The organism is Paenibacillus sp. GbtcB18 (assembly GCF_019091125.1).
Lineage (GTDB): Bacteria > Bacillota > Bacilli > Paenibacillales > NBRC-103111 > Paenibacillus_F > Paenibacillus_F chitinolyticus.
In genome coordinates this window covers 1-22,766 of sequence record NZ_JAGXJX010000020.1, presented here as the reverse complement: position 1 = coordinate 22,766, position 22,766 = coordinate 1, and the positions used below count along the sequence as shown (strand labels likewise).

At 31.8% G+C, this 22,766-nt stretch carries 18 protein-coding genes and 1 pseudogene; all 19 read right to left on the bottom strand.

Translation table 11 applies throughout. From position 1 onward, the window contains the following. The coding region (locus tag KVT34_RS28700) for an ABC transporter ATP-binding protein (protein ID WP_217563110.1) at window positions 1-1,589 on the bottom strand (1,589 nt) is incomplete at its 3' end. A 12-nt stretch (window positions 1,590-1,601) separates the two neighbouring features. Further along, window positions 1,602-2,789 (bottom strand): nucleotidyltransferase domain-containing protein, encoded by a 1,188-nt coding sequence (locus tag KVT34_RS28695; protein ID WP_217563109.1) that lies wholly within the window; start codon window positions 2,787-2,789, stop codon window positions 1,602-1,604. A gap of 21 nt (window positions 2,790-2,810) precedes the next feature. Next, window positions 2,811-3,263 (bottom strand): lasso peptide biosynthesis B2 protein, encoded by a 453-nt coding sequence (locus tag KVT34_RS28690; RefSeq protein WP_088097377.1) that lies wholly within the window; start codon window positions 3,261-3,263, stop codon window positions 2,811-2,813. A gap of 46 nt (window positions 3,264-3,309) precedes the next feature. Further along, entirely contained in the window at window positions 3,310-3,606 is a 297-nt protein-coding gene (locus tag KVT34_RS28685) for a lasso peptide biosynthesis PqqD family chaperone (RefSeq protein WP_088097378.1), read from the bottom strand. Between the two features lie 3 nt (window positions 3,607-3,609). Further along, complete coding sequence (locus tag KVT34_RS28680; protein WP_088097379.1) at window positions 3,610-4,545, bottom strand: phosphoenolpyruvate carboxykinase (ATP); 936 nt, start codon at window positions 4,543-4,545, stop codon at window positions 3,610-3,612. A gap of 100 nt (window positions 4,546-4,645) precedes the next feature. Further along, entirely contained in the window at window positions 4,646-4,777 is a 132-nt protein-coding gene (locus KVT34_RS28675; protein ID WP_140392528.1) for a paeninodin family lasso peptide, read from the bottom strand. A gap of 14 nt (window positions 4,778-4,791) precedes the next feature. Beyond that, window positions 4,792-6,726 carry a lasso peptide isopeptide bond-forming cyclase gene (locus tag KVT34_RS28670; protein WP_217563108.1) on the bottom strand — a complete coding sequence of 645 codons (1,935 nt, stop codon included), beginning with the start codon at window positions 6,724-6,726 and terminating at the stop codon, window positions 4,792-4,794. A 770-nt stretch (window positions 6,727-7,496) separates the two neighbouring features. Then, window positions 7,497-8,645 (bottom strand): annotated as a pseudogene (locus KVT34_RS28665) (aminotransferase class I/II-fold pyridoxal phosphate-dependent enzyme). Window positions 8,646-8,655: 10 nt separating this feature from the next. Further along, entirely contained in the window at window positions 8,656-9,291 is a 636-nt protein-coding gene (locus KVT34_RS28660; RefSeq protein WP_088097382.1) for an acetyltransferase, read from the bottom strand. After that, window positions 9,288-9,902, bottom strand: coding sequence for a sugar transferase (locus KVT34_RS28655; protein WP_088097383.1), 615 nt, complete (start codon window positions 9,900-9,902; stop codon window positions 9,288-9,290). The genes KVT34_RS28660 and KVT34_RS28655 overlap by 4 nt, the downstream gene beginning before the upstream one ends. Window positions 9,903-9,996: 94 nt before the next feature. Beyond that, window positions 9,997-11,631 carry a glucosamine inositolphosphorylceramide transferase family protein gene (locus tag KVT34_RS28650; protein ID WP_088097384.1) on the bottom strand — a complete coding sequence of 545 codons (1,635 nt, stop codon included), beginning with the start codon at window positions 11,629-11,631 and terminating at the stop codon, window positions 9,997-9,999. Window positions 11,632-12,078: 447 nt separating this feature from the next. Then, window positions 12,079-14,490: a right-handed parallel beta-helix repeat-containing protein gene (locus tag KVT34_RS28645; protein ID WP_088097385.1), complete on the bottom strand. Its 2,412-nt coding sequence runs from the start codon at window positions 14,488-14,490 to the stop codon at window positions 12,079-12,081. 125 nt (window positions 14,491-14,615) lie between these two features. Then, window positions 14,616-15,677, bottom strand: coding sequence for a glycosyltransferase family 2 protein (locus tag KVT34_RS28640; protein ID WP_217563107.1), 1,062 nt, complete (start codon window positions 15,675-15,677; stop codon window positions 14,616-14,618). Between the two features lie 392 nt (window positions 15,678-16,069). Continuing rightward, window positions 16,070-17,629: a lipopolysaccharide biosynthesis protein gene (locus tag KVT34_RS28635; protein ID WP_088098180.1), complete on the bottom strand. Its 1,560-nt coding sequence runs from the start codon at window positions 17,627-17,629 to the stop codon at window positions 16,070-16,072. Between the two features lie 228 nt (window positions 17,630-17,857). Next, a complete protein-coding gene (locus KVT34_RS28630) occupies window positions 17,858-18,403 on the bottom strand; it encodes an acyltransferase (RefSeq protein ID WP_088097387.1) in 546 nt (181 codons plus the stop codon). 6 nt (window positions 18,404-18,409) lie between these two features. Continuing rightward, a complete protein-coding gene (locus tag KVT34_RS28625; RefSeq protein WP_088097388.1) occupies window positions 18,410-19,597 on the bottom strand; it encodes a glycoside hydrolase family 88 protein in 1,188 nt (395 codons plus the stop codon). Window positions 19,598-19,617: 20 nt separating this feature from the next. Then, window positions 19,618-20,799: a glycosyltransferase gene (locus KVT34_RS28620; RefSeq protein WP_088097389.1), complete on the bottom strand. Its 1,182-nt coding sequence runs from the start codon at window positions 20,797-20,799 to the stop codon at window positions 19,618-19,620. Between the two features lie 12 nt (window positions 20,800-20,811). Next, on the bottom strand, window positions 20,812-22,002 hold the full coding sequence (locus KVT34_RS28615; RefSeq protein ID WP_088097390.1) for a glycosyltransferase: 1,191 nt from the start codon (window positions 22,000-22,002) through the stop codon (window positions 20,812-20,814). Between the two features lie 13 nt (window positions 22,003-22,015). Further along, window positions 22,016-22,766, bottom strand: a 751-nt coding sequence (locus KVT34_RS28610) for a polysaccharide pyruvyl transferase family protein (RefSeq protein ID WP_217563106.1), incomplete at its 5' end; no start/stop codon positions are given.

Genomic DNA, 22,766 nt, shown 5'->3' with positions numbered 1-22,766 from the left:
TTTCCTGAATCTAACGCACTTGTTGCCACATCTAATACTAGAATAGAAGGTTTTCTTAAAATTGCTCGTGCCAAAACTAATCGTTGCCTCTCCCCACCCGAAAGTTTAACTCCTCTATCCCCAATAAAAGTATCAAGTCCATTCGGAAGCGCTTGTACAAATTCAGCAGCGGCCGCGAAATTTAATGCAGCCCAAATCTGATCTTCACTTGCATTTGGCTCAATCATCACTAAATTTTCTCTTATGCTCGCATTAAATAGGAAGGGGTCCTGCTGAACATAGCTAATAGATTTCCTTAAAGCCAATAAATTATCACTTGTAATAGTCGCATCATCTATTAATACTTGTCCTTTTTCCGGTTGAATAAGCCCCATTAAAATATCAATTAATGTACTTTTTCCAGCACCCGATCGCCCAACAATTGCTGTCATACGATTGGTTGGGATTTGCACATTAATATTTTGTAGAGCGTATACATGTTCGTTTTCATTGTAACGGAAATATACGTTTCGGCATTCAATCCCTTTTCTTATAGACATTGGTTTTACATGTTTATAACACTGTTCTATATCTTGTAATTCCTTTGCTGTCTTACACTCTTCTTGTAATTCTATTAAAGACTTAAAAGCAGGAATACTTGCAGCTAGTTGCTCAAGATTGGATTGAATGCTTGTAAATCTTGGCCATAGCCTTGAAAAAATAAGAATAATTAATAATAGTTGTCCTGGCTGAGCTTGGAATAGTTTTATAGATGTAAAAATAAGAAATGCAATTAAAATAGACGATGCAATTTTATAAAAAAGTTGTGAACTATTTTTTAGTTTCATAAATGCTAGTTGTTCTTGCTCTATCCTTTGGCACCAAGTGTGTAACCATGTATATCTAGATTCTTCTAACGTATTACTTTTTATATCTTTAATCCCGTTAAAATGATCTGTTATGCCGCCAAGATAACTTCTAGCTACCTCCGATTTTTGATTGCCGAGCGCTTTTGATTTTTTTATAAAATGTCTAGAAAAAAAAGCAAGAACTAAACCAGCAAATAGAACAAAGAGAGTTATCGTTGTAGAAAGCCATAAAGCAATTCCAACTTGTATTAATGTAAAAATAAGAGCAGTTAACATCTGAAAAAATAAGTTTGTTCCATTAACAACACGTCCTAATTCTTCAGTCAAAGCATTGATTAAATCGGACTTTCTCTTTTTCACAAAAAAAACCCAATTAGCTTGTAATAATGTACGATATATTTCCAATCTTATATGGTTTGTAAAATTTATAAGAATTTTCATATTTCTAAGGGTAAGATTTTGTTGCAAGAGGGATTGAGCTACTACCAAAAAAATATAAACACTTAAAATAATCAACAAGCTCAATGTTTCAGGGATATTATGCAAAAGTTCAAACACTTCTGAGCCTGGAGTTGATCCACTATTTACCTTTACAATTCCACTGACACTTATCATAGGGATTAATAAAAGAATGCCAATCCCCTCTAAAAGGCTAACCAAGGACATTCCTAATAAATTTAAATATAATGTTTTTCCAGAAAAACAATGTAACTTCTTAGCAAAGTACAAGAGATTTTTCATTTCTATGTCCCCCTATGATAATACATGCTTTCTCGCTTTCCTCCAGGTACATAGAATAGGACGTAAAGGAAAGTACAAAAAATGAAAATATTTAGGTAATGGTAACGTCTTTGCATCAATTGGATAAGGATAAAAATAACTAATTAAAAATAAAATTTTTTGTTGGTTTGACATTAATGAAAATAAATGACGACTGTGATACGCTGCTACTTCATCTGGAACAGGATCCGTATGTAAGTTTATCATTTTTCTAATATAAAATAGTGCATCTTGTGCTAATTTTCTAGAGCGTCTTTGATCTGTCAATACTTTCATTTCTTCAGAGAGTGTTGCATTTAAAAGCTCAGTAGCTAGAATTAGTGCCTGGCCTCCTACATGCCCACATTGATATGTTGTGAATAACTTGTAAACTTCTTTCCAATCAAGTCCTTGCTTGACCATTTGATTTATATCTAATAACCAACGCAATCGAGACCAGCCATGACGTGCCCCATGAGAAATCAGAAATAAAAACAAGTCTTCTCTTCCTAATTGATATATAGATTCACTTGTAAGTGTGCTTGTTCGTTTTCGCTCCCACAGTGCCTCAAAGCTTGGCTCCTTTCCTGGTCCAGGGTGTAATCTCCAATGAATTTCAATTTTAATTTGCTTTTGCTGATGAAAAAATTCCACATGATGATGTCTCCATTTCCAATCGTTTAATATTGTTTGAATATCACCATCCTTTACGTAGCCTTGTTCTAAAAGAAGTTTTTCTGCTTTTTTCAGCTGATGAATTGGAATAAGAACATCCAAATCAGAGGATGTTCGCAAGGAAATATCCCCATATAGGTCATGAGCAAGTTGCGGTCCTTTTAAAAAAAGAGTACGAATCTCATTTTCAGTAAACAGTTTACTTACTAGCTCCATTTCAGCACTTAAATGAAGCATCTGAAATGTATTCATTTTAAAATATTGATGTAAAATTTGAATAACACGTACCGGAACCAATTTTTTATCCATCTCTTTCATCTTTGGATAAATAAATGCATATACACGATGATGGATTGTTAGTTCGAGAAATCTATCCCAATCAATTTTTTCAAACCATTCCTTATTGATTTCTTGTAACTCCGTAGCATTTCTACTTTTGAGAATTTCAAGTTGCAATTTTAGCTCCTTAGCTACACCGTTTAAATCCAGTCCATAACTGTTATTCATAGTATTCTCCTTCAAGATTTTTTAACCAATTCTTCTCGCAAATTTACTAACTACGGTGAACCGTTCCATTTCTTCTGCTCCCGTTATATAAAATGGACCACTACGTAACCAAGCATGAGCAACCATCTTTCCATTCTTATCCTTTGCGGTCCCTAAATACAGAGTACTCTCAATTTGACGTCTTTTTAGCATTTCCATTCCAGCTATCGCACTCACAAGACATTTACTCTCCCAAAAAGTGTGCTGACTCATAATACGTATTGCTTCAGAAATACTTCTTAATATAAATTTATTAGATTCGTTACATTTTAAAGATGTTTCATCCATATGAGTACCTAATGTAGGAGCAATCTTAGAAAATGGCATAGATTTAAGAAAACGAGCCCATCCTAAATACATATACGCTTCTATAAATAAAAACATTGTTTTCATATCTAACGAGAAAAACTTTCTTATCTTTCGCACAATATTCATATATTCCCCTACTTCTTATACAGGATAAAATACCAGACTACTTGTTTCACCCTTCTACAATCTCAACCAAATTTTCTTCTAACAAAAGTTCTAAAAAAGAAATAACTTGCTCCTCACATATAGATTTCTCTACTTCATATTCTGACATTAATGCAGCAACTAATTGAGTAACAGATGTTGGGGTCTCAATAAAATCCCATATCGTTCCACCCATTTCACCTAAATTATAATATTTTCCATTTTGAACACTCAACATGACTTTTTCTCCATCCATATTACTGACAATGTTTCCTTTTCCTTGTACGATTGTATGGTATAATAAAATGTTTTGTTTTCGAATCATAGATTATTCCTCCTTATTTAAGGTTGCTAGAACTAAAGATGCTAGTTGATGCGCTGTAAATTCGCAAGTTGGTCGGCGTAGTCGAAATATATCAATTTTTTCGATGATCCTTGTAGAAGTACTAAAATGCCAATCCATTAATCCCAAACGTGGAATCAAAAAGTTTCGATATGAATGACGGAATAAAGTATGGAGACGCTCAAGTCTCTGAATAGGATAAATGTCAATTCCCTCTCTCTCGGTTTTAACTAATTCAAATACACCGGCAAGGGGTAATGTTTCAGTTGAAAATTGAGAATCGACTGGAACCGCATATTTAGTTTCACGTTCAAATAAAGAACAATATTGACTTGAATTCATTCCAAATGCGGTCAGGGTTTCCTGCCATAGCTTTTGCTGTGGATAGGCTGAAAAAACAAGCGGAACATGACTATCATTTGAAAAAGACACAGCTATCACATCATCACTTAGCAGCTGATATCCCTTACTTAAAAAAGCAGTAGCCAAAGTAGATTTTCCAGCCCCTGAATCTCCAATAAAAGCATAAGCCTTTCCATTTATAGCAACCGCACTCCCATGCAAAGGTAATATTTTCCTTTGCATCAATATAGTGCCCATACAAGTCCCCAGAATATAAATCCTAATCTCATTTTCATCAGCTTCATTCATCGGAGAAACACTAATCCTATTTCCATCCCTTATAGCAAACGTAGCAAGGTTAGGGAGTTGAAACATAACTAGATTATCCCTCACCAAAAATTGATTGGGTTGACCTGCTATTTCCAGCCATAACTCAGATAAATCATCAATCGTAATCAAAACATCCGGTTTATCGGATTGTTTATTTATTTGAGGTAATTCTGGTAAAATGATTTCACTTAATAAATTTAATCCAAAAGCTTTATAAATATTTTTTTTTACAGTATCAGTATCTATCATCTATATCACTCCAAATTACTAAAAGAATTAATTTAAAGGAAAAGCCCTTATCCTTTTCCATATGGTATAAGGGCAACAAAACATCTAAAAACAAATGAATTTATGATTGATGATGCGGACCAGTCGCAGGTTCACCATTGTAAGCTTCATCATGATAGCCCTCATATCCTGATGCCATAGTCATATTAATATCCAGTGTCTCTAGCACCGGAGTTTTCCACTCTTTTTTCATATTTTCACCTCCTCTCAAGAAAAGTTTTTTATAAATCGACTAACGACTAAACTCCGAATAGCAATCCTGTATTCTGGGTTTGTTGCATATTCTGGCCGGGGTCCTTCCCTAACCTTTGAAATAGCTGACTTTACCACTTTCTCATTTAAAAATTCCCAAATCCACCTCTCTGAACTAAGGCACTGAAGCTCCTCAACAAATATATGCCAAGAAGGAGCCATGCGATGAACCCAATCTACACCTTGAACCCCTCTATAATGCTGGTTCAATCTAACTTTATCCGGTAAAAAACTCTCTGTTGCCCTACGGATAAGCGCTCTGTCAAAACCATCCTGTACATATTGTTCTTCAGGTACTGATAGGCAAAAACGAATTACTCGTATATCATTTGTTGGATCACGTTTCCATAGCGAATAGCGTAAAGATTGTTTCGTTCCAAGTGTATTTGTTGCATTCCAATGGAACAACTCTTCAAAATGTCTTCTTCTTTCTTCATATATATTTGGCAAAGTTCCTCTCTCATCAATGCCATGTTCTTTTAGTTTCGTGAACACATCAGTCCTTTTTGACAACTCGGAGCTAATTAATCTAGGTGAACGATATATTTCAACGCCCGGAGTGATTTTATTAATAAGTGGGAATGCGAATTTCCAAATATATGATAAGGACTTTGTTTTTTTCACTCCAATATTTTTACTATATAAATCTAGTTCTTTATAAAGGCGAATCCACCTTAATTTTTTTAAAAGAATGGCATAATACTCTATAGCAGGTCCCCAAGATATAGATAAATTCCCCCTTCCTCCGGTTAATAATACGCCTATTCCTTCCTCATATGCTTTCTCGAAAATCCCCTTTATCCAAATAGAATTTTCGAAAAATTTATATGGCATCTCCATCATTTCAAGAAAATCATTGATCTCTAATAAAGGGTTTCTTTCTTGAAAATCTACATAATGATCTGTAATACCTTCTATATGCTCTACAGTTGATTGAATAAACGGCCTCTCGTTAGCCATCCGATACTTGGGTGTAAAATCGATAAAATCATTAGGAGGAACATAACTATATGTATATAGTCGTTTATTCTTTGCACGTAAAACCTTTGCTGCAAAGCTGACAACAGATCCTGAATCCAATCCCCCACTCAACTGGGCACCAACATGACGATATGTTCGTAATCTTGCTGTCACTGCATCTTGAAATATGTCACGGAATGCCTCTACATATTCCTCATTTGACTTTAACTTTAACTTTTCTCTTGAAGTTAAAGTACAATATCTCGTAAGCATTATCTTATCTTCAACTATCGAAATACTATGAGATGGAGGTACTTGTTCTATATTTTTATAAGGCGTCATGGTGGCATCAACTACATCAACCATTCCACATATAGCCAAATATTCAGCGAGCCATTGTTCATTTAATTGTTTTTGAACGTATGGTAAGGTTAACAACGGCTGTATTGTCGTACAAAATGCAAATCGCTGTTGATTCTTGTAATAGTAAAGAGTTCGACTCCCAGAAAAATCTCTTGCCCCAAACAATTTTTGCTTTCGCTCATCCCAAATCATAAAACCTAAATCGCCTACCAAATAATTTGGGTTTCCTCTTCCCCATCTTTGATAGGAAAGCAAGATTAATTCGCTGTCTGTCATTTTTTTTCTATCAGCATAATCCACTTGCAGTCTTCCAAATAACTCATCACGATTATCGATAATGGCGTCTGCTGTAATTGATAATTTCCTTTCATAATCATAAAATGGTAATTGTTCACCGATAGACTCTGGTGTTATCCATTGTGCGTGACACCCAAGGAAGACGTTATTTTTGTGCCATATTTGAACATCGTCAGCAGGATATTTTTGCAAATCATTCATTACTCTCGTAATGTGCTCAATCGATATAGGTTCATCATTAAAATGTAAAATCCCAGTTATAGCACTCATTTTCCCCTCCCGTTATGCAACAACAATAAGTAAAGCCCAATCGAATCAAGTAAAACTCTCATCAGCTTAACTTAGTCATTTTCACTGATAATTGCTCCTCACGAATTGGGCTTTTACAGACAGTTCCTCTACAGCTACATACACTTTATTGTTCTTTGAATATTCTTTTTAGAGAACGATTATATTTAGTTCAACAAAATAATAAGAAAATATTGATAGCTATTATGATCTATCTTTCAATATATAGCTGTGTTTTAATTTGATTAAAGAAGGACATTAATAAGATAAAATTAGCATTTCATCTTTACTCTGTCAATTAATAGACTGAACTTTCTGGTTATAATTAATTAGAAACCTTTATAATGAACTCTCCTACTTATTCTTTAACCTTGTCCACAAATATAGATATTTTCTACACCATCTTGGTAAGCTAAGAAAAGTTAAAGCAATATATCTCCATACATCTGATCTTGCTGTATTTAAAACAACAGCGTAGCTATCTGTAATATTATAAATGATATCTTCAAGCTCTCGTTACCCACTTACTTCCTCTACAATATATGCACCGATAGTTTGTTGTTGTCCATAATAATCCACCCATTATCAGTTTCTACAATTTTCATTTTTTGTACATTCAAACTTTATCCTCATGATATCAACTTCCAAAAACTATCAACTATTCTTATTCGTGTTTAACCAACTTTCAAAAGTAATCTTTCAAATGAAAGAGCCTCCTAAATTTACACACAACATCCAGAAAGCGGTTCATTTTACAAAGCATTTTTGATACATTGAATTACTCTTTGTAGTTCCCTGTCTTCCATATTAGAACCAGAAGGAAGACAAATACCTTCTTTAAATAATTGTTCACCCACATGAGTATTTCCGCTATGAGGATAATATTTCATTGTTTTAAAAAGCGGCTGCATATGAAGTGGTTACCAAACAGAGCGAGCCTCGATATTCTCTTCGGCTAGTACTCCCAATAGTGATTCTATAGATATACCTGCTTCTTTTTCATCAATAGTTAAAGTTGTAAGCCATCGATTCGAGCAAGTGTCTTCTAACTCGGGCATAAACTGAAACCCAGATATATTGGATAATTCTCGGTAATATTGCTCAAATATGAACCTTCTAGCCCTAACTCTTTCTTCTAACACCTCTAATTGTGCTCTTCCAACACCGGCCAATATATTACTCATTCGGTAATTGTAACCCACCACACTATGCTCGTAGTGAGATGCTAAGTCTTTTGCTTGAGTTGCTAAAAACCGCGCTTTCTGTAATGCCTCAACATCATCAGAAACCAGCATTCCCCCACCAGAGGTTGTAATAATTTTGTTACCATTAAATGAATAAATACCGAACTTTCCGAATGTTCCACTTGCTTTCCCTTTATAGGTAGAACCGAGAGATTCTGCTGCATCCTCAATAACAGGAACATCATATTCATTACATAATGAAAGAATTTCATCCATTTTCGCACTTTGTCCATATTAGTTAACAACGATAATAGCTTTTGGTAATTCCCCTGCTTTATCCGCATCACATAACGCACATTCCAATGCTTGAGGTGTCATGTTCCATGTTTCCGTCTCTGATTCAATGAATATTGGTTCAGCTCCTACATAAACAATTGGATTTGCACTTGCTACAAAAGTAAGACTTGAACAAAATACTTTATCTCCTTTTTGAACCCCTAACAAACGTAAAGCCAAATGAATAGCAGCAGTGCCTGAACTAACCGCTGCAGCATCCTTTACACCAACAAAAGCTGCAAGCTCCTTTTCAAAAGCATCTACATTCGGACCAAGAGGAGCAATCCAATTTGTATCAAATGCATCCTGAATATATGTTTGTTCATTTCCGCTCATGTGCGGTGATGAGAGATAAATTCGTTTTTGTTGTATCATTACCATCTTTATCCCCCTAGTAACTTACTTCATTGATAACTTTGGCAGGAATACCAACAGCAATACAATTAGATGGCATATCATTTATTACAACAGCTCCCGCTCCAATAATAGACCATTTTCTAACTTTAACACTTGGAATCATAGTAGCTGCAGCCCCTATATGCACACCCTCTTCTATGAGGACAGAACCTGTAAGTGTAGCGCGAGGAGAAATATGCACAAAATCACCTATTATATTGTCGTGCTCAACGACAGAGGCTGTATTTATAATGGCATGATTACCAATTTGAGTATCAGCATTTATCACTACATTGGGCATGACGACTGTGCCGTTTCCTATCTTAGCACTTGGACTGACAACAGCCGTTTTATGTATTAACGTGATGTAAAATTCGTCTAACAAACGTAATTTTTTGACAATTCCCCTTCTAACTTTATTATTCCCTATCGCGATAACAAACTTTATTTGATGAAAATAATTAATCATATCGTGAGCAGTTGAAATCGGCCCAAAATAAAGATTATCTACAGTAACTATATTTTCATATCGATCATCTAAATATCCAATGATTTCATATTCATTGTTTGATAAAATAATATCCTGTATAACCTTACTATGGCCGCCTTGTCCAATAATTGCAATTTTCATTTCCCCTCCCCCCTTACAGTCGATTTTGCACCCGTAAAACGCTCCATTGTTACATGACCAACTTGATTTATTCCTTCTGATTTAAACACTTTTATTACTGTCAGAAATAATATTTTCATATCGAGTAAAAAAGATTGATTATTTACATACCATACATCTAATGCAAATTTTTTTTCCCAAGTAATCGCATTTCTCCCATTCACTTGAGCCCACCCCGTAATTCCTGGTTTTACATGATGTCTTTTCACTTGTTCATTAGAATATAAAGGTAAGTATTCCATTAACAATGGCCGCGGTCCTACTAAACTTAGATCACCTTTTACAACATTTATAAGCTGTGGTAATTCGTCTAAACTGTATTTTCTAAGAAATTTCCCAAATGAAGTTAATCTAACTTGGTCAGCTAACAACTCACCCTTACTATCTCTTGCATCAGTCATTGTACGAAATTTGTAAAGATAAAATGCTTTTCCATATAGACCTGGACGCATCTGCTTAAATATAATTGGAGAGCCTAACTTAATTCTAACTAAAATAACTACTATAATAATAGGCAATGAGAGAATTAATAAGAATGACAAAGAAACTAACAAATCAAAAAATCTCTTCATATATAATTATACTCCCCAATCAAACTTTTTAGGGTATCTTCCAAAACCATATCAATACAATATATAAAAGCAAACAGCTTATATATAATAAGGATTACTTAAATTTAAGTACCTGTTTTCTGCCATCAAGTACTTCCAAATCCTCATTAAAAACGTAAGTATGGGTACCTTTGTTCCTCTTAAAAATACTTGGAGTAATCTCTTTAATTTTCTTTTCTCTATATGAATCTTCATTAAGTATTTCAATTTCATTCAAATTGACTGAATATCCATAAGAAAATAAACAATTTTGTGATGGTCTAATTAATTTATCCTCGTGAACAAATATATTACCAGCAGGCCGAGCCGATTTTGCATCAGAAACTATAGGATTCAATGGATGCGACACCCATTGACCGAATAAAGAATCTGAATGAAATAAATATAACTCATCAAGTGAATTTCCATTAGTAAAAATATTAGTAAACAACCAATACTTACCATCATGTTGAATAATTGTTGTATCAACCGCTTTCACATTCTCCATCAATACTTTTTCAATTTCCCACTCATACGGAAAATTTGTTGCTCTATATAGTTCTATTGTTTGATTACTTGATGTCTCAGGTATCATATAAATCTCTCCACCATCTTCTATTAAGAAAGGATATGATAAGTGATACGGTTTATCTAAAACAGTAGTAGGTTGTGAAACACTATTTGATTCAATATCCACTTCGACAAACGCAATATTCCCCTTACCCTCGCTGTATATATAATCTTCGAAAAAAATGTAATTTCTTTTATTTTTTTCGATAACAAAAGGATCCGCATAAAACCTGCTTAACGGAGCCTTAATAATATGAAATTTACTACATTTCTCTTTTCTATTTTTAAATGCTATAAACCAATGTTCCATAAATAACCTGGATTTTAATTTGTGTATAGCAAGCCGAGAAATAAAAGGAATCATCTGAAAATTCGTTGGATATTTATCTAGACGCTCATTAATCAATGAAGGTTGATTATATGTATCTAAATTTGTAATATACAACCATCCTTTTTTGTATAAATCAAAAAGCCTTCTCAAAACAATATCTTTAACTTTCCAATACAATTGATTGCGGTTAAAAAATAAAGATTCAACATTCAGTGAAGACATCGCTCTATAAATAACCTTGTGATTTTCAGGCTTACTCGCTAAAATTTGCAGCCTAGTTTCTAGCGCTATTTTCCTGCTAGCCATCTCCCAAAAAGCTTCTACTCCTTTTCCATTAAAACAGTACGACCATATTCCGTATCTTGCAATATTTATTATCTCACCATGAAATGCATCAAATCCTAACTTTATAATAACATCTAACTGCTCATCCCTAATTACATCTAAATCTGAATCAGAAAACTCATTATTTAACCCTTGTTTTTTAGGCTTTATGGTTAAAATTTTACAGCCATATTCGGATAGCAAAGATTCCATTTGAACCTGTTTAAATGCATTATGTTTAACGTATTTACTATAATAATTATAATCCCATCTTAAATATTCAGAATACAACGATACCTTATTCGCGTTCTGCTGATAAACATTTTGTTTCTCTCCCCTTTCATTGCCGTTAATAAGCACAGTAGCAAGCTCTAAAAATTCAGTATGAACTATATCATAGATCATTTTTTCAATCCAACTACTAACAACCAGTGAATCTAACATGATGCCAATTTTCAAACGATGCTGTTTGTTTGCATTTAACATATTATAATCTCCTACCTCTCAGTAGTTAATTTTTAAGTATAACCCACCACACTAGTTCGTTTACAATCATAAAAATTATAAATTCTCCCTCTAACTAACATACCAAGCAATCTTATTTTTAGAGATTAAATAATTCTAAAAAAATATATATTAGGTCATTCTATAACATGATATATAGGGCAAATTCCACCTACTTTACATATAGTAAATAACGCTCATTGTTAGTAACTATGTATCCAGCTTCAACTATATTTAGAATTTTCATATATGCATTCCTCCCAAAGTTATTTTTCAAAAAATATTCTGCTTGCCTAAAATTTCATAGATTTTTATGTTTGCAAACAAAAAAACAGCTCAACTTGTTTATTGAACTGTTTCCAATAGAGAATTTTATATATTTATTAAAAAATAATGTTGTGTTAAACAAATTATTTCAAGCAAATAGATTTATGTTAATACCAAATTATCTATCAACATCGTACTTTTCGTTATATCGGTCGAAACATTATTGAATATACACCTTGCTATTACCATTGTTTTTTCTTTAGTTAACCAATGCAAAGCAATTGAAGTGTTTTCAAGGTAAGAAAGTGTGATGGTCGAAGTATTTTCATTGTCTGCTTTCCTAATAATAGAGTTTAAAAATGTACTTCGAGTGTTTAGCACATTCCCATCAAAATTCAAGGCAACATTTTGAAATATACAATTATCTATATTTACCTTTCTCTTATACTTTACATCATTACTACCTAGAGCCATATCTCCTCCTATTATTGAAGTTTTCACCTTCATAAATTTCCCATCACTTATATTACAGCACTCTAATCGTGTAGGACCTTCTATTACAGTTATCCCTTCCACTACATTAGGTCTACCTACATAGTTTTCAGGTACTCCAATTGTCAAACCATAATTTTTTACTGTAAGATTTTTAATAACACCTCCTGTTAATGTAATATCGACACCACTATCTACTGGATTATTACTCCATTCTTTTTCAATCATAATATTAGAAATGTAACATCTACCATAATCATATCGACTAATATTAAATCCTGAAATACCTAAATCAGTTATAGTTACTGGAGTTCCATTCAACATTTCAGACACTTGAAAACTTGTTTCAGTTACATTTATAGCGTAATACAACTTATCCACGCTAATTCCGATAGGAACTTTACCAATCCACTGCTCGAAACAAATTTTAGCTCCATTCCCCATCCCGTGCGGCTTACTAAAAGTAAATGTACTAGTAGTGATATCTATCGTAGGTGTTCCAAAATACCCTAAAGAACTATATCCATAAAATTCACCATTCTTTATTTGACAATTTTGAACCACTGCACCTTGAACATCCATTAATTTTACACTACCTTTATTACAGACAACTCCATTAACAAAATTATCTCCCTTGATAACAAATTCACACTCGATGAATGTATTATTCAGGTATTTTACATACCAGTTATTTTGGTATGAACTAACTCCTCCAACATTCGGACCTTCAAATGTGTTAGTTTCTACAATCACATTTATACCATCAGCATTTACAAAATGCCCTCTAGCGTTAGAGTATATATGATTATTAAAAATATATATTCTAGTATTCAATTCCAATCCCGACTTATTTAACTCTGGTCGCCAGGTTGGTATATTCGTTTCAGACCACATAGATTCAATATCAATACCAAACATTGGAGCAGTACCATCTACTGTAACGTCATCATCAGCTTTTCCAATATGGTGTATTTTATTACTTGAAATATAAATATCATTTGAGCCAGTAAGAGAAATCCCTTGTCTCCTACAGTGGTGAAGATTACAACTATGAATATAAATATACGATCCCATGTCCTCTTGGATATAATCAGACGAATTAAGCTTATACTCTAACCAAGCTGTAATAATAGCATCACCTGTACAATTACTTATTTCTACATTATTTATTACAATGTTGTGTGAACCGTTTATTTGTACCCCATGTCCCCACTCATGAGTCCAATTCTGATTATCAACCTTCGCATTAATTTGCTCAATTTGAGTGTCACTTAATGGTGAAGACGTTATATCAATTACAAAAATTATCTTATTAGCATCTTTTATAGACGCGAACCACCCTCGACCAGTTGGACTCGCTGGAGCAAATCCACCATTATTCCTACTCCCAACTAACGTACTATTAGAAATAATATCTTTATACTGGTAAAAACTATACCCCGTAGCAACTACACCAGGGATAGACCACAAGCGAAAATTTTGTAAAAGACCAGAATTTTCATACCTATCTACTATTTCACTACGAATAAAATTAGGATTATTATTTAATGAGCCATCGACATTTATTCCTCCCCTAACAAACTTCACTCCTAATTCATACTTATGTGTCTTTTTATCTCCAACTATTTTCCCACCAGAAATCTTAACATTTTTAACACCTTTCACCTCAAATATACTATACCAAGGAGATGAATTAGCTTCTAATTCTAATATGCATCCATCCATCATTTCAAAATGCATATCACTTTGCAGAACAATACACGTGAATGTTATCGGATCAATCTTCAACTTATATGTGCCACTTGACAATACTACGTGATTATACCCTTGAGATTTAGCCCAAACTAACGCATCATTTATCCCTTTTGTAGTCTCATATGAATCAGTTCCATTACTTTTAATATTCCATCTATCTAATTCCAATACGTAGGAGTTTGAAACGCTTTCTGTCATTGGAAATGAAAGTGCCTTGGGAATCCACTTCAATGTTGTACTATCATAAACTAACACATCATTATGAGTAGGAAACTTGGTTGTCAAATCTAAATCATCAAGATCATCAAGATTCACTCTTATAGACATTTTCAATTTACACCCCTTTATTACTTTTATATATCTTATGTAATAAGGGATGAAATAGATTTGATTTCTTTATAGATAAATTCTTCATTTTTTATCACTCTTATTAAGTTTGAATAGTACATATACTAAATTACGGAAATTTTAGACATGAAATTTATAAAAGATTTTTTTATTTTCTTCTTTCTATACATTTGCTCACCTAATTCATATAAATATTTTATATTTTTATTTTTTATAGCATTTAAATATTCTTCTGAAAAATATTTCAAAGAACCTTCGTTATTTAAACATTCTATGACGTTATCATTAGAAACATATAATTGTATTTGTTGCATAATCTCAGATGTATTCAAATTACTACTAAACAAATGGGATAAACAAGTTTTAAAAGTATTTAATAGCATAATACTAATACCGTTGTGTTCTATTCGCTTCGTATCTAAATAAAATTCATCAATAACTTCCTTTTGAATTTTATAACCGTTGACCATATCATTAAATAAATGAGGCATATATTTACTTGTAAGCCCACCGTGTCTATAATAATATAAAGGTTTATCAATAATTTTTACCCTGTTTGCTTTTATGAACATTTCTAAATTATAAAAGAGATCTTCACCTAAAAAACAAATTCTATCTAGATACTTTCCACTATTTTCAATCAACTCTTTTTTATATAACTTTGCACATAATGATGGTGGAAAAGGATGTCCCCAAAAGTATGCCACTACTATATCTCTTTTTATTTCGTTCTTATCATAAATCTTATTCCCACTGAAATATCTACTTTTATTTTTCTTCTTAATTAACATGCTATTCCCTAAGACTTTATACATGTTACATACAGTAACATCTGCGTTACTCTCCATAGATTGATAATATAACTCCTCAACCATCTTCTTATCAATCCAGTCATCTGCATCAACAAACATTATATAGTTAGAATTCGAAGCTTCTATTCCTTTTCTTCTAGTCGCGATACTCCCCTCATTTTTCTTGTCTATTACAACTATTCTATTATCTTGTTTTTCATATTTCCTACATATATTTAAACTGTTATCTGAAGAACCATCATTTACTAAAATCAATTCATACTCTTTAAATGTCTGCTTAATAATAGATTTTATACATTTATCAAGTTTTTTCTCAGCGTTATAAATAGGTACTATTATACTCAGCTGACTCATAAACTTCTCCTTTCTCTTTACTTAAAACATTTCTTATTTGCGTTTCTCCATAATTAAACTTAAAGAACTAATTTAGTTTTTATGATGTATCATAAAAATCTGTTATATTGTAAACACGAAAAATTTCACAATAAAAAAAACATTATGCTATTTTTGTACATAACGCTTTTTTCTATACAATTATTATTTTCAACATATTTACTCATAATACACCTTTTCTTTATTCCAGATAGATTTTAAAACCTATATTTCTCTTATATTTAAGCACACCTTACAATAAATTAAATTTACTCACTATATATCTGACCTTTTCATAAACAACATCCTTTCAGAATAAATAACCTTGATAGAACTTCTTCACAATAAGAAATGCTCCCTTTAATCTAATAGTTTTAGCTGTCTATCTTATATGTCTTTTTTTTATTTAATTTTAATCTTTTTAGCAATGTCCTAATTACATCGTTAATAATCCCTGATAGGTATTTAAATTCATTTGTTTTATAAAAAACAAATACATAAATTAAATTCGGAATTACCAAACAAACAATACCTCTTAATAGTAATGTTAAGAAATTATCTGACGTTATAAAGTTACATATAAAACTAGTTAGTAGATAGGATCCTATACCTACAGTTACATAATACACATATTTCCAAAAGTAATCCCTTACAGGTTTATGAAATACATTTTTATATACTAGATAAGGCGTAATCCAAAAAGGAACAGCTAGTGCACTTACAAAAGTCCCAACGAACACACCTACAATACCAATATATTGAACCAAAACAATAGAAATAATAAGATTCATGGCAGCTTGACATAAAGGAGCATATCTATCTTCATGAAAGATTCCGGATGTTGTTTTCACTGTAGTTATCGAATTTCTCATACCTCTTTCATAAAACATCATCATCAATATCATTAGTACCCCTTTACTCATTAAAAATTCTGAGCCTAACCATAAAGTAATAAAAGGTTCTATCATAATATATAGAGCTATAGTAAAAAATGAGTATAACCAAAAATTTAGAAGCATATATACTTTATATACGCTGTAAACTTTATCTATACTTTCGTTCGCTACTAAATTTCCTACACTATGATAGATATTATTAAAAATTTGATTAATAAAAGTCCTACAAATTTCAATTAACATATTGTAATTAGAATACAATCCCACTGCTGCAACACTTACAAATGAAGATATCATAATATTATCAGTCCCAAATATCAGATAATTCCCTATATTTTGCAATACAATAGCTTTTACATTTTGAACAATGTTTCTTTTTGTCTCACTATCTAATTTACTTGATGCTTTATTCTTCAAATATGGATACATTTTGTTCACTAGAGTAGATAAGAAAATAGAGGTGATAATTGTTATGATACTGTCTATTACCAAATATAAAATATAATTTTTTGTAAAATGCAGTATTCCTATTTTTAAACAAGTAGATACAATTGATGATATCGAATAGATTCCTATCACAATGTATCCCTTCTGACAAACATTTAAAAAGGTGCTTTTATGAACATACAAATATGGCAGAACTGTATTCAGCAAAAAAATCCCATATATCAAATAAATATCTTTCACGTTCGAATCTTTAATAAAATATTGAAGAAATGGCATGATAGATAATCCCAATAACAATACAATTAAAGCTATTATCATATAGGCTTTTCGATAAAAATTCATCAACATCTTGACTTTTGTTTGATCGTTATCGGCTACTGGCTTATAAAGGCTATACATAATACTAGCCCCTATTCCTGCCTCCGCCAATGTTAGCATAGACAATATATTTGTGATCAGTCCATTTATTCCTAAATACGTAATACCTAAACTATTTATGAATACCGTTCTTGAAACAAAACCTAACAATGTAATAATTATTTGGTTTCCTAGACCAGCAACTATATTAAAAATAGAATTTTTTACTCTCATATTTTCTCCAGGTTTTTTCATATTTTTCACCTTAGTTTAGCTAAGTACAAGCTAGAAAAATACAGTTTGGACAATTAAGGAATCTTTATACTCAAATATACTTCCGCTGATAATTAAAAATATCCACCTCTGACTTCTATTGTGTATTAGTAATCTCGATATTTCTAAATTTCACTAGCTTTATTAATAACAATTACCAAAAAACTTTTTGCAATTTTCTATTTTTATTTATTCATCATATCCAAAATCGCACTCTAATTCCTTTCTTATTACCTCTATCTGTCGTTGAGTTTTATACGGCCAGTACGTATCATATATAGGTTTAACTTTCATAAACTTCTTATGTTTTTCTAAATAATCCGATGTCTTTTCTATTATCTTAGCTGGATTTCCTGCAACTACACTATTATCAGGTATATCTTTTGTTACAATTGATCCAGCAGCAACTATAACATCATTTCCTATTTTAACATTACATAAAATCAGACTATTGTATCCTATAAATACTCTATCTCCAATCTTAACTTTTCCTATTTTAGATTTTCCAAAATAGAATTTTGTACTTGCATCATGAGCTAATATAGTACTATTAGTTATAGTTACATCATTTCCTACTTCTACAAGCCAACAATGTCCATAATCTATATGGCTATTAAAAAAATTAAAATTCCTTCCATATATTAATCCTCTTTCTCTTAATATTTCTAGTTCTGATTTAGGATTTAACTTGTTTCTTATCCTAACCTTTAATGATGTTATAATTCTTTTTATCATGTATAATCACCTATTTATATTCTTATATTTATATGAATTTATCATTCTAATACAAAAACCTTGGGTGAAAGGCAGAATATTAAATAACAAAGAATATACACCTATATCCTTTGTATCCCCTTGAGAAAAATCAACCACTCCGTTTCTTCTTGTTACCTTCATTAAATAATTTATAGCTTTATCAGCACTTTCTAAACATTCGTTCGAAATCCCCCCTATTTTTGATGCACTTAACATAAACCATCCTAACGTAGCTGTAGCAGAAGAATCTGGCCTACATTCACTCCTAGTTACAGTCCAATTCCAGCTTCCATTTTCTTGTTGAAAACTCATAACACTTTTTGCAAATGTTTTGATATATTCTTCTAATACAACCTTATATTCATTATCTTGTGGTAAATCACTCCAAGTATCTATAAGGCCAATTGCAAACCATCCCATCCCTCTTCCCCATCCATATAAACCAACAGGTATTTTATTATCTAACCTATATGCATGACTTGGAATGTATATATCTAATATTCCATATCGTTTATACTCTGTAATTTGCTTTATCGCTAGTTCTATACACTCATTTTTATTATACCGAGTACCATAAGCAACCAAAAAAGGACATATAAAACCTATAGTATCTACATACCTGTAGCTTGACATAGACTTCCTATATTCGACTGTACCATCTTCACCTATATGTCTTTTTATCATTTCCCATGTATCATCAAATGCATTTCTATATTTATCAATATCTATAAACTCTAATTTCATAACGGCATAAGCAAGTATTACTCCATCTACATGCTGAGGCTTAGTTTTCCATTGACCATTGTGATTAAATTTTGAATTTAAAAGTTTTATAACTTCATTTTCAACTCTCTTATCATCATTATGGTTCAAATATTCAGCCAAGCCTAAGACTAGTGCCGCTTCTTGCCAATGCTGTATAACACTTTTCGTATAATTCCCCTTCAACATATCTATTACAACTAACCTTGTATTATCAGTTACTTTGATCTTGGGCGTTTTATCGAGCCACTGTATACCTTTACTGGTTATTGCTGTATTCCATTTATCCTTATCTGTAAATCTTCCTATTTTTATCCTGCCCAACCAATCCTTCCATATAGGAATTAAATCAATCAGTATAATAACTGTTATAATGCCAAGTAATACAAAACTTACTACTTGCATAACCATAGTATTACGCCCTCTCTATACTACCCAAATAGTGTATATAATTTTTCTATCTCGGACTCGGTTCCTAAATGTTCTTTCGATAAATTACTGATTAATTTAATTCTTAATTCCTCATTGTCTATTAATTTCTTAATTCCTTCTGATATTGCATGAGGATCCATCTCTACAATAATTCCGTTCTCTTTATTTTTTATTTGATCTTTTGCTGTACTGAAATTTGTTATTACTATTGGTTTATGTAAAATTTTCGCTTCGTCTATTGCAATCGATTTCCCTTCAAATCTAGATGGTTGGACATAGATATTTGCTTCTCTTATATACGGATATGGATTCTCTTTAATTCCTAACAGAATAAATTTTTCTTCAAGGTCATTTTCTTCTATCATTTTTTCTAAATTAGCTCTTTCTTCCCCTTCTCCAACGACATACCATGTTATTTTATAACCATCCCCCTCCAATTTCTTACATGCTTCTATCGCCATTTCAAACCCCTTTTGATAGTTCAATCTTCCTACCGAAACGATCTTTATTCCTTTATCCTTCATATCTACCCCCTCTAATGACATTTTATTTATCATATTCGAGGATACTATATTATGCATAATTTTTATTTTTCTCTTATACATGGGGAATCTTTCTGTTAGGACATTTGCACATTCTCTTGATACAGTAACTATGTTATCTAACTTATCAAAGTACCTAGTATCAATCTTTGGATCCATACCTAACTCATCATAATCATTGTGTATAAATCCAATTTTCTTTTTTGCTTTTACCTTGTCTACACAAAAATACACAGGATTCTTTTCAAGATAGCCTATCGCTACATCATAGTTTTTTTCTATTCCCCTTAAAGATTTCGAAATATATCTCCAAATCATCTGCTCACATCTTACTCCATTCTGCTCACTTTTAAATATGTACCCTGCACACAATCTTGCTAAAGCTATATCCATTCTTCCTTTTTTGATGCAATCCATAATAGCTGTTTTTATAGGCATATCAAAATATCGATACTCATAAGGCTCCTCTAACAAATTCACTTGTTTAGGTATTTTTCTAAAAAATAACCCTTCATGTTTAAATAAAAACAAATCCACACTATACTTTGAATAATCTATCGTTTCTAATAAAGAAATTAATGCCTTTTCTGCCCCTCCACAATTTAAATTATTTATTACAAACAATACATTTTTTTTCATACGCCCCACCAGTTATAAAATTTTATATAGCTTATATATTTCTTCTTCAGTTCCTAAGTTTTCTTTAGATAAGTTACTTTCTAATTTTCGTTTCAGTTTTGTATTCTTTATAAGCTTTTCAATTCCATTTACAATAGCTTCTGGTTTCATATCTACAATTAGGCCATTTACTTCATTTTCAATTTGATCTTTTGCCGTACTGAAATTGGTAACAACTATAGACTTATTCAATATTTTAGCTTCATCAATTGCTATGGATTTCCCCTCATATCTAGATGGTTGAACATAAATATCAGCTTTTTTTAGAAATGGATATGGGTTTTCTTTAAGTCCTAATAATACGAAATTCTCTTTCAGTCCGTTACTCTCTATTAAGTTTTCTAATGTTTTCTTTTCTGTTCCCTCACCCAAAACATACCATCTTATTCTATAGCCCTTGTTCACTAATAGCTTACAAGACTTTATTGCAATATCTATGCCCTTTTCATGACTTAACCTAGCCAAAGTAATAATATTTGTGTAATTGTTATCACATATAAAACCTTCTAATTTTCCGCTATCGGATAACTGATTAATAGTCTTAGGAGAAACGATATTATATATGACTTTAACTTTGTGTTTTAAATGTACAAATCTTTTTTCTAAAGATTTCGCACATTCTTCCGAAACAGTAATTATATTATCTAATCTTTCAAAGTATGAATAATCAAAATGACAATCCATCCCTGAGTTCGAGTAGTTTGTGTGTATCCATCCAAATTTCTTGTTTGCTTTTACTTTATCAACTACAAAATATATAGGCGATTTTTCAAGATATCCTATCGCTACATCATACTCTTTCTCCAAAACTTCAAATGACTTATTTAAGTATTTCCACGTATACTGCTCTGAAATCGTAGAATCATTTACAATCCTATTCTTAATAAAGAACATAAATCTAGAATAAGCTAAGCTGATTTGTCCATTTTTAAGAAAGTTTACTATCGAGTTAGTTAATCCCTTTGTAAATACTTTATAATTTGCAGGAAAATGCAATATATTTACTTCTTTCGGTATTGAGTTTAAAAACACTCCAGTTTTATTAAATAAAAATAAATCCACATCGTATACTTTATAGTCTATTTGTGATAATAGATTTACTAAGCTTTTTTGTCCACCACCGGCAGACAAACTCGGCATAACAAATAATAAGTTTTTCTTCATAATATACCTCAGATTAGTTAACTAAGTCATATAAATATTCAACTGCTTTATATGACCTTTTTTTTATAATCGGTATCGATTGCTGTAGTTTTTGTTTTATTTCCTCTTCTTTCTCTTCCATGTCATCAAATTCAGCTTTTAGCGTTTCGTAATTAGTAATTTCTTCAATATTCAATACTAATTTTTCTTCTCCAAAAAGATCTTTTGCTATTCCTTTAGACTTCACGCTGTACCCTAATACTATGGTTGGCACGTAATTTGAATACGCAGCTATCGTCGCGTGGGTTCTCGCTCCTATAAAGAACCTCATTCTTGTTATATACCCCTTATATTGTATTGCATTTAAGTTGTCTGGTAATATAATCACCCTACCTGTATCTTTAAATTCATCATAATATTTATAGAGTACCTCATAATCATTGTTTCCATCATCTATAACATGCGGTGTAAAAGCAATTGTCATGTTAGTAGAGTTTAATATATGATTTATAAGGTTGCTTACTGCTACTTGAGATTTCTTATTTCTACTCCATACAATCGGGCTAAAATTAAGCCCTACTGTATTTCCCTCTTGCCATCCTGCGGGTAACTCTAATTCTTCTTTTTCCATAGTAAATGCTGGATCTGCACATAGCTCAACATTATTTAACCCCTTATTTTTTAACATGTTATAAGTAAGAGTTTCCCGAGCTAATATTAAATCGAATAATTTTAAATCTTCCAACTTCTTTTCAGACATATCCTCTTCTCCTATCGAACAGCCC

Coding starts and splice junctions, on each gene's coding strand:
- KVT34_RS28695 (WP_217563109.1), bottom strand. CDS start 2,789: ATGAATAACAGTTATGGACTGGATTTAAACGGTGTAGCTAAGGAGCTA.
- KVT34_RS28690 (WP_088097377.1), bottom strand. CDS start 3,263: ATGAATATTGTGCGAAAGATAAGAAAGTTTTTCTCGTTAGATATGAAA.
- KVT34_RS28685 (WP_088097378.1), bottom strand. CDS start 3,606: ATGATTCGAAAACAAAACATTTTATTATACCATACAATCGTACAAGGA.
- KVT34_RS28680 (WP_088097379.1), bottom strand. CDS start 4,545: ATGATAGATACTGATACTGTAAAAAAAAATATTTATAAAGCTTTTGGA.
- KVT34_RS28675 (WP_140392528.1), bottom strand. CDS start 4,777: ATGAAAAAAGAGTGGAAAACTCCGGTGCTAGAGACACTGGATATTAAT.
- KVT34_RS28670 (WP_217563108.1), bottom strand. CDS start 6,726: ATGAGTGCTATAACTGGGATTTTACATTTTAATGATGAACCTATATCG.
- KVT34_RS28660 (WP_088097382.1), bottom strand. CDS start 9,291: ATGAAAATTGCAATTATTGGACAAGGCGGCCATAGTAAGGTTATACAG.
- KVT34_RS28655 (WP_088097383.1), bottom strand. CDS start 9,902: ATGAAGAGATTTTTTGATTTGTTAGTTTCTTTGTCATTCTTATTAATT.
- KVT34_RS28650 (WP_088097384.1), bottom strand. CDS start 11,631: ATGTTAAATGCAAACAAACAGCATCGTTTGAAAATTGGCATCATGTTA.
- KVT34_RS28645 (WP_088097385.1), bottom strand. CDS start 14,490: ATGTCTATAAGAGTGAATCTTGATGATCTTGATGATTTAGATTTGACA.
- KVT34_RS28640 (WP_217563107.1), bottom strand. CDS start 15,677: ATGAGTCAGCTGAGTATAATAGTACCTATTTATAACGCTGAGAAAAAA.
- KVT34_RS28635 (WP_088098180.1), bottom strand. CDS start 17,629: ATGAGAGTAAAAAATTCTATTTTTAATATAGTTGCTGGTCTAGGAAAC.
- KVT34_RS28630 (WP_088097387.1), bottom strand. CDS start 18,403: ATGATAAAAAGAATTATAACATCATTAAAGGTTAGGATAAGAAACAAG.
- KVT34_RS28625 (WP_088097388.1), bottom strand. CDS start 19,597: ATGGTTATGCAAGTAGTAAGTTTTGTATTACTTGGCATTATAACAGTT.
- KVT34_RS28620 (WP_088097389.1), bottom strand. CDS start 20,799: ATGAAAAAAAATGTATTGTTTGTAATAAATAATTTAAATTGTGGAGGG.
- KVT34_RS28615 (WP_088097390.1), bottom strand. CDS start 22,002: ATGAAGAAAAACTTATTATTTGTTATGCCGAGTTTGTCTGCCGGTGGT.